Source organism: Streptomyces sp. NPDC020362, assembly GCF_040642095.1.
Classification (GTDB): domain Bacteria; phylum Actinomycetota; class Actinomycetes; order Streptomycetales; family Streptomycetaceae; genus Streptomyces.
On the sequence record NZ_JBFAET010000286.1, the window covers coordinates 1 to 8,693 of the forward strand.

Below are 8,693 nucleotides of genomic sequence, written 5' to 3' on the forward strand. Positions count from 1 at the left end.
ACGTCGTCCCCGGCCGAGAGGCCGTGCGGCTTGCGCACGGCCGCCTTGAGCGGCAGCAGGTAACTGCCGTCCTTGGGGAAGAGCGACGTCTCGAAGGCGATCTCACCGATCCGGGCCCGGACCGGGATCACGCCCCAGCCGTAAGTGGCCATGGCCGCCACTTCCCGGATGTCGGCGCACTCCTCGTCCGGCACGGGAACGAAGTAGTAGGGCGACGGCCCGCGCCATTCGATCACCTGGCCGGAAAAGGCGAACTCCATGAGGTCGGTCTCCTTCCTGGAGGACGGTCAGGTCGCGCCGCGCGAACATACCGTGCCGTGGTGGTGAGGGCGAGGCGCTCCGTGTCGGTGCGGAGAGCGGCGGCCCACGGCGTGATCGGGGGTGCCGGTCACCCCGTCCTCTCCTCGCTGTGGCTGCGCTGGCCCGGCACGCCCCGGTCGTTCTGCAGGTCCCACAGTTCGCGGAAGAGGCCGGGTTCGTCGACGAGTTGGTCGAAGGTGCCTCGCTGGATGACCCGGCCGTGGTCGAGGACGACGATATGGTCCGCCACGGCGACGTTGGCGAGGCGGTGCGTGACGAGGACGACGGCGCGGTCCCGGGCGATCTCGCGGATGCCGCTGAAGATGCGGTGTTCGGCTCGGGCATCGAGGGCGCTGGTGGGTTCGTCCATGACGAGAAGCCCGGCGGGACGGTAGAAGGCGCGGGCGATGGCGATGCGCTGCCACTGTCCGCCGGAGAGTTCGACGCCGCCGAACCACTCGCGGGCCAGGAGGGTGTCGAGGCCGCTGCGGAGTTCGCCGACGACTTCGTGGGCGCCTGACCGCTCGGCGGCCCGGTGCACGGTCTCGTCGCCGCCATGGGGCTGGCCGAGAGTGATGTTCTCGCGGGCGGGAAGCGGCCAGTGCGCGAACGACTGCGGGACGACGGCGGTCTGTGTCCACAGATGGTGCGGGTCGAGGTCGCCGATGTGGCGGCCGTCCCAGGTGACCGCCCCCTCGGTGGGCACGTACAGGCCGGTCAGCAGCTTCGACAGGGTGGTCTTGCCCGAGCCGTTCTCGCCGACCAGGGCGAGGATTTCGCCCCGGCGGACTTCCAGGGTGACCTTCTCCAGCGCGGGCCGGTCGGCATCCGGGTACCGGTAGGTGAGCGCTTCGGCCCGGACGACCTCGGGAGATCCGGTGGTGGCGGTTCCGCGGTTCATGCGGTGGCCGCCCGCCTCCTCGATGAAATCCACCCAGTCGTCGAAGTACAGCCCCGTACGGAACAACTGCGTGCCGTAGCCGACCACGCCCCGCAGGGACGAGCCGACCGTCCGCAGCGCGAAGACCGCTGTTCCGGCGGACGCGACCGACATGTGACCGGTGGCGAGGAGCAGGCCGAGCGCGCCCCACACGCCGGCGGAGGCGATCCCGCCGGTGAAGGCGCCGATGAGGGCGTAGCGGGCGCCCTGGTGCACGGCTCTGTCGGTGACCGTGTCGACGCGGGCGCCGATGGCCCGGTAGCGGCCGAGCAGGAAGTCGGCCATCGTGCTGGAGCGGAGCTGGTCGGCGGTCTCCTTGTCCGCGATGAACCAGCGCAGCAGAGCGAGGGTGCGGCGCTCGGACGCCATGGCCCGGTTGCTCTCGTAGTGGATGCGGGCACCCTTCATGCTGGCGATGCCCTGGGGAAGGACGGCGACGACCAGCAACGGCAGCAGAACGGGGTGCAGGACGGTGAGTACTCCGGCAGCCGCGACGATCGAGGCGACGCAGGACATGAGTTGCTGGGACTCGGTGATCAGGTCCTGGGCGACCGCGGCGCCCCGGTCGGCGTTGTCCCACCGGTCGTTGAAGCCGGGGTGGTCGTAGGCGGCGAGTTCGGCGTGCACGGCCGCGTTCAGCATCTCGAGTTCGGCCTCCCGGGAGATCCGCGGCGACAGGCGGCTGGAGACGTTGACGATCGCGATCCCGAGGAGGGCTCGGGCTCCGGCGGCCGCGGCGAGGACGCCGATCGCGGGAAGGGCGTCCACGAGCCGGTCCTGGATGTGGCCGGAGGCGATCAGGGCGGTGATGGTGCTGGTGGTGGCGACCAGGCCGAACGCTTCGAGGACGGCGGAGGCGGCCTGGCACGCGAGGAGAACGATCACGGAGGTCCGGTTCACCCGCCAGCCCAGCAGCAGGGCTCGTCTGACGAGTTGCGGCAGGCGCCGGGCCATGGACCAGGTGGTCACCGAGTTCCGTGTGAAGACGGTCTCCTTCGGGGACCGTAACCGGAGTTCCTCAGGGGACGGGGCGGGTTTGTCGGAGTCGGAGCCGGAATCAGAGCTGGTGTCGGTGTCGGTACGCAAATGCGGCCTTTCTCACGGGTGTTCAGGCACGACAGGATGCCTGCGCGGACCCGCGCGCGGCCCGCGGGACGGGCCGTTCCACTCGAATGTGTGAACGCATCGCGGACTGACGCCTCATGCGTCACGACGAGCCACTCCGTGCGGACCGGTGCGGCGCACGGCTTCCCGGCCCGAGGGTCCCCGGGACACGGGTTCGGGCTCTCCCTCCTCGGGCTCGCTGCGCATGGCGCGAAGCGGTGACAGGAAGTTCGGGAGAAAGCTTGCGGTCATGCCGACTGCACCGATCCACAGGGTGGTCGCCGCCCCGAAGGCGGAGCCCGAGGCGCCGCCCAGGACACCGCCCAGAGGAATGCCGCCCCAGGACACGAATCGGGCTGTCGCGCTCATCCGGCCCAGGAGTCGATCCGGTGTGAGGGCCTGCTGGATGCTCGACTGGGCGACGAAGCGGACGACTCCCCCCAGCGACAGAGCAGCGAGTCCGATCGCCGCCGCGTACACGCTCCAGCCGGGGCGCGCCAACGGCATCAAGGCGGTCGGCGGACAGGTGACGAGGGGCGCGATCCAGATGACCGGGCCTTGTCCGATCCGCTTCGAGACCCGAGTCGCCAGCAGCGCGCCCAGCAGCGCGCCGCATCCCATTCCCGACAGGACGAGGCCGATGTCGGAGGACCCGAGGCCCATCTCCCTCTTCAGGAAGACCAGCAACATGGTCTGATACATGACCAGGAAGAGGTTGAACGTCGCGTCCCCCATGATGGTTGCGCGCAGGGCGGGATGCCTGAGAACGAACTTCAGCCCCTCCCTGATGTCCCGGCCCAGTCGCGGGCGCGTGCTCGGCTGCGGCTCCTTTTCGCCCTTGCGGATGCCGATCGCGAGCACACCCGACAGGGCCATCCCGACCGAACTGGCCAGGAGGGTTGCGGGGGCTCCGGCCCAGCCGACCAGCGGGCCCGCCACCGCCGGCCCGCTGATGCTGGTCACCGAGCGTATGGCCGAGAGCTTCGAGTTTCCTTCAACGAGGTTGTCCCGTCCCACCAGGTGCGGCAGACAGCTGACGTACGCGACGTCGAAGAAGACGGTCAGCACTCCATGGACGAGTGCGACGGCGTAGAGCCACCAGATCGTCAGGAGGCCGGCCCACCACGCCATCGGTATCGTCAACAGGACGAGCGCCCTGACGAGATCGGTGCCGATCATCACCGATCGCTTCCGCATGCGGTCCACCCATGCGCCGGCCGGCAGTCCGACCAGGAGCGATCCGGCCGTGGTCATGGCGGTCAGCAAGCCGACCTGGAACTCGTCGGCGCTCAACGCCACGATGGCGACGAGCGGCAACGCCAGGAAAAGGATGCGGTCGCCCAGCTGTCCGAGTGCTGTCGCGGCGAACAACCGCCCGAAGTCCGGATCGCGTAGGAGTCCGAGGCGCAGGGATTTCCACATGCGAGTCACCTGCCGTCGGCTTTGAAAGGCCGCTCCACTGACGAGCGGGAACCAGGCGGCCTGCAGGGGCCCGGCCAGGGCTGGTCGATCCCGAACTCGTAGACCACTTCCCGCCGCGCGTCCGGAATGACGATGTCGGCCGTTTCCACCGGGCGTCCGCCGGTGTCGTAAATGGTCCGCTCGATCTGGAGGACGAGGTCCCCGACGGTTGTCCCCAGCAGGTTCGCCTGAGCCTGGGTGGCGCGAGCCGGGCGTGGCAGCTCGACCACCGTCTCGACGAACACGCCGATGGAGCGCATGCGCTCGACCACCCCTTTTCCCGCGAGGGGACCCGTCTCGGGCAGAACGACCGGCGTTCCGTCGGTGATGGCCATCGGCTCCCACGATTCGGAGAGTTGCACGGGCTGCCCGTCGGCGAGGAATTCGTAGTGCGTGCGGACGCAGAGGTCTCCGGGGCTGATGGCGAGCCGATCGGCGATGGCGTCGGGGGCGGGGACGCGCACCTGGCTGTGTGAATCCCAGGCGTTGGCCCGGCCTCGCTCGTTCATGCCGACGCGGGACGGGGAGCCCCAGCGTTCGCGGTGCCGCGAGCGGACCATGCGCAGGCGCTCGCGCGGTATGCGGACGTAGGTGCCGGAGCCCGCGCGTCCTTCGAGGAGACCCTCGATGATCAGACGGTCCACGGACCGCTGCATGACGTTGCGCCCGACCCGGTATTCCTCGGCGAGTTGTGCCCGGGACGGCAGGCGATCCCCGATTCGCCATTCTCCCGCCAGAATCCGAGCGCGCAGCGCATCGGCCACGGCAAGGTACGGCGCTCCTCGGGGCATGTACGACTCTCCTGTTGCTCTGCTGTGCGGCAGCCGGTGATTCCGGGCGGCGTTGGCAAGCTACTGCACCGCGTGAAAGCTACTGGAGTAGAAATACGCTCGGTGTACTGCGGTTGTGCGCGGGCACCCGATGCACATGAGGAGTCGCCCTCCACGAGCGTCCGATGCGAAAGCGGAGTCGCTCTGCACAGGTGCCCGATGGGAAAGGGGAGATGTTCTGCCCGCGTTCCCGGCAGCGGCGGACTCAATCAGGTGAACCGGTCCTGAGGGGCTCTGTGGTGTCCGGCCGCTGCCGACGCACCGCGGGCGGCGTGCGCGGGTGCTGGGAAAGGCGCTGGGAAAGGTGCTGGGAATTCCGGGCCTCGCCGTGCCCTGTGGTGCACCGCCGCCCTGCGTCTCATGTGCGGACGGACGCCTCGGCGATCGCCAGGGCCGCCGCCATGATGCTCAGCTGGGGGTTGACCTGAGGGCAGCTGGGGAGCACCGCCGCATCCGCGACCAGTACTCCGTGCACGCCGCGCAGCCGGCCCCAGGGGTCGGCCGGGAAGCGCTCGGGGTCTGCGCCCGCGGCGACCGTGCCGGTGGGGTGGTAGGCCGACAGGTGGAGGCGTCGTGCGCTCGTACCGGCGAGGACGGTGTCCAGTTCCGCGAGGCTGCGCACGCGGGGCGTGCTCGGGATGCCGGTGAGGACCTCCTCGGCGCCCGCGGCGAACAGCATCTCGCCCATGGCGCGGACGGCGCGCATGAGACGGCCTGCGTCGCGGGGGTCGAGGTCGTACTGGATCAGCGTCTGCCCGCGGCCGAGGACGCGGCCGGAGGGGCGGTCGGCGATCATCGCGCCGAGGGTGGCGAGATGGTCGGCGTTCTCCAGTTCGCGGCGCAGTTCCCGGCCGAGTCCGGGGAGGATGAAGGAGCCCATGCCGGGCGGGGTGGCGGTGGCTTCGATGAGGACGCCCCGGGGGTGGTGCTCCTCCACTCCGACGCTCTGCAGCACGCCCTTCCATGCGGTGACCGGTTCGGGGAATCGTCCGGCGACGCTCGTGGCCGGGTGGATGCTCAGGTTGCGGCCGATCCCGGGGTGGCGGCCGAGGCCGGAGCGACGCAGCAGCGGCGGGGACTGCAGTGCGCCCGCCGCTACGACGACCAGGGGCGCGAGAATCTCGAACGCGCCGTCGGGCCCGGACTCGCCGTCGTGCCGCAGGACGCGCACGCCGGACGCGTGCGGACCTGAGGGACGGTCCGCGTCGACGAGGATGCGCTCGACCCGTGCACCGGTGACGATGCGTGCGCCCACTGCGCAGGCGTCGGGCAGCACCGAGAGCTGCACGCTCTGTTTGGCGCCGGTCGGGCAGCCCACCACGCACTGGCAGGAGCCCCGGCAGCCGGGCGCGTTGCGGCGCAGGGGCGCTGCCTGCCAGCCCAGTTCACGGGCACCGGCGAGTGCGATGCGGCCGTTGGCACCGAGCACATCGAGGGGTTGGGTGGCCACTCGCAGGGTGCGCTCGACCTCGTCCAGATGCCGGTCGAGGCCGTCGGCGGGTGTGAATCCGAAGTCCTTGCTCCAGCGGTCGAGGACATGGTCCGGAGTGCGGTAGCAGGTGCCGGAGTTGACGATCGTGGTGCCGCCGACGGCTCGGCCCGTCGGCAGCAGCACGGGTGGGTTGCCGAGGGCGACGGTGGCTCCGCCGTCCCGGTACAGCTCGGTGAACCGGTCAAGGGGTGTGCGCCGGCCGAAGGAGGCGGTGCGGTGGTGCTGTCCCTCTTCGAGGACGACGACGTCCAGTCCGGCGCGGGCCAGGGTCCGTGCGGCCATGGCACCGCCCGCGCCGGAGCCGATGACCACGGCGTCCGCCGTGGAGCGCGCGGGCCAGGCGTGTGCGGGCGTGACATCGAGGGGTGGGTCCTCGGGCGTGAGGGCATGCGGTGCGGGAGTGCTCTGAAGCATCCGTTCTGTTCCGGCCGCCAGAAGGACGGGCACCTTGAGCACGTCCAGGAGCGGCAGGAGCGTGCGGTGTGCGCCGACTTCGCCCAGCACGCGGTCGCGTTCGGGCGCGGTGAGTGCGTCCAGGGTGCGTCCGGTGCGCGCCAGGGAGTAGGCGTCCATGCCGTGCGCCGCTGCCCGCAGGCCGGCCCGGGCGGCGAGCGGCATCGCCGTGAGGACGGCCTCCAGCCGGGCGGGCACGCGCCGGGGCCAGTCGGTGGTGCCGTCGTCGGCGACGAGGGCGGCCACGAGGCCGGTGAGGCTCATCGGGTCCCCACCTCCGCGTGTGCGGTGCCCTCCAAGGTCCATTCGGCCTCGGTGCGCCAGCCTCCGAACCACCACCGTTCCAGCAGGACGTGCGCGTCGGCGCGCTCGCTGTTGTGGCATGTCGCGCGACTGCCGTCGGGGTCGGTGTAGTCGAGGGCGAGGGTTCGGTCAGGTGGTTGGGTGACCGCTACGCGGATGCGGCGCAGGCCGGCGCGGCCGGTGACCGTCCACGTGGGCAGGGCGATGCCGGCGCGGAAGCGCCCCGCTCCGGCCCAGCCGACCGCGGTCCGCTCGGCACGGCGGGGCCAGGTGCGGCCCTGCCGGCGCAGTCGGAGGAAGACCAAGGGGGGAAGCCTGCGCAGTCCGGGGCGCATGGAGACGGCGGCGACGATCTCCAGGACGTCTCCGCCGCCGAGGTCGGCGTGCAGCCAGGCCCAGCGGCGGGCGTTGCCGTGGCCGTAGATCCGGGCGGACGCACCCGGGGCCGAGGTAAGGGTCAGACTGGTGTCGTCGGCGGTGAAGGTGCCGTCGTAGGAGGCCCGGGCGGCGGGGAGCAGCTGGGCGGCAGGCAGCAGGGGCCGGCGCCAGGACCAGCGGGGAAAGGTGAACAGCGGCTGGTCCGTGGGCCGTTCGGTCAGGTCCCAGCGCAGGGCGCCGCCCTCGGCCGACCCCGACAGACGTCCGGGCCCGGCCTCGACCCCGTCGGCCCTGAAGCCGTGCTCCACGGGTGTCCACGCGGCGGGGCCGAAGCGCGCGTGCCGCACGGGGCCGTCCTTGGGGAAGACCGCGGCCCAGCCGTGCGCGTAGGGTGCGGATCCGTCCGCCGGTGCGGTCAGTTCGTGGTGCAGCCACAGTCCGGTGCCGGTGTCCGGGTCGGTGAGGGTGGTGTACCAGACCTCGGTGCGGCCCGGCTCGCCGCGCCAGCGGGGCGCGAGGATCGCGCCGGGGTCCTCGCGCCGTGGGAACCGGAAACTGGCGAGGAACGGGAGGAGTTGTGTGCCGAGGGGGAAGCGCAGGGTGCCCGTGCCGATCCGTGCGCCGTCCTCGTAGAGGGTGTACGGCAGCACCGTCATCGAGGCCACAGGACAGCGCGGGGTGACGGATTTCCAGCCGTCGAGGGTCAGTCGGCGGCCGTCGGCCGTGAAGGCGATGCGGTAGCGGATCCTGTGTCGTGCGAGCGGCGAGATCTCCAACTCGCCGTCGGCGGCTGGGTCGTCGGCCCATCCTGCGATCCGTATCCGGCCGGTGGCGCGGGCCTGCGTGGTGCCGAGAAGCCGTAGGTGTCGATCCGCCGTCACCGTGAGATCCAGGCGAACCCGGCGGACACGGTCCTCGTCGTCACGTCGCAGTGTGCCGAGCATCGTCTCGCGGAAGAGGGTGCCGCGAGTGGGTGGGGCATGGCGCGTGGCGGCGGGTGTGGTCGTCGGCGCGCTCATGCGAGGCCCTCCAGCATGATCCGCTCGGTCGTCGTCAGATACTCCTCGGCCGCCCGTCGGGCGCCGGTCTCGTCGCCGGCCTCCACCGCGTCGACCACCGGTTCCAGCCGCCCGCGGGCCACCCGGGCGTCGGTGAACGGTCCCCTGAGCGCGGCGCGCACCGGCAGATAGGCGTTGAAGAGGGTGTTGGTCAGCAGGACGTAGACACGGTTGCCGGTGGCGCGGGCCAGGGCGCGGTGGACCTCGATGTCCGCGAGCTGTACGGCGTCGGTGTCGGCCGCGTCCCCGACGGCCGCCAGCAGCGCGCGGAGCTCCGCCCGTTGCCGGCGGGTTGCCCGGGCCGCGGCCCGCTCGGCGATCAGCGCTCCGATGCTGCGCCGCACTTCGAAGACCTCACCGATCCAGTCGGGGCG

7 protein-coding genes are annotated in these 8,693 nt (G+C 71.4%); all 7 read right to left on the reverse strand.

Annotation, left to right across the window (positions count from 1 at the left end; all coding sequences use genetic code 11):
* The coding region (locus tag AB0H32_RS44545; protein WP_361134211.1) for a DUF1905 domain-containing protein at positions 1-260 on the reverse strand (260 nt) is incomplete at its 3' end.
* A gap of 128 nt (positions 261-388) precedes the next feature.
* A complete protein-coding gene (locus AB0H32_RS44550) occupies positions 389-2,209 on the reverse strand; it encodes an ABC transporter ATP-binding protein (protein ID WP_361134214.1) in 1,821 nt (606 codons plus the stop codon).
* A 231-nt stretch (positions 2,210-2,440) separates the two neighbouring features.
* Positions 2,441-3,766, reverse strand: a complete 1,326-nt coding sequence (locus AB0H32_RS44555; protein WP_361134217.1) for an MFS transporter — start codon at positions 3,764-3,766, stop codon at positions 2,441-2,443.
* Between the two features lie 5 nt (positions 3,767-3,771).
* The gene (locus AB0H32_RS44560) at positions 3,772-4,596 is read right to left on the reverse strand and encodes a GntR family transcriptional regulator (RefSeq protein WP_361134220.1); all 825 of its coding nucleotides are present in this window, start codon (positions 4,594-4,596) and stop codon (positions 3,772-3,774) included.
* Positions 4,597-4,993: 397 nt separating this feature from the next.
* Entirely contained in the window at positions 4,994-6,844 is a 1,851-nt protein-coding gene (locus tag AB0H32_RS44565; RefSeq protein ID WP_361134223.1) for a GMC family oxidoreductase, read from the reverse strand.
* The gene (locus AB0H32_RS44570) at positions 6,841-8,280 is read right to left on the reverse strand and encodes a hypothetical protein (protein ID WP_361134226.1); all 1,440 of its coding nucleotides are present in this window, start codon (positions 8,278-8,280) and stop codon (positions 6,841-6,843) included. The genes AB0H32_RS44565 and AB0H32_RS44570 overlap by 4 nt, the downstream gene beginning before the upstream one ends.
* A partial coding sequence (locus AB0H32_RS44575) for an FCD domain-containing protein (protein WP_361134229.1) occupies positions 8,277-8,693 on the reverse strand: 417 nt, incomplete at its 5' end. The genes AB0H32_RS44575 and AB0H32_RS44570, both read right to left, overlap by 4 nt.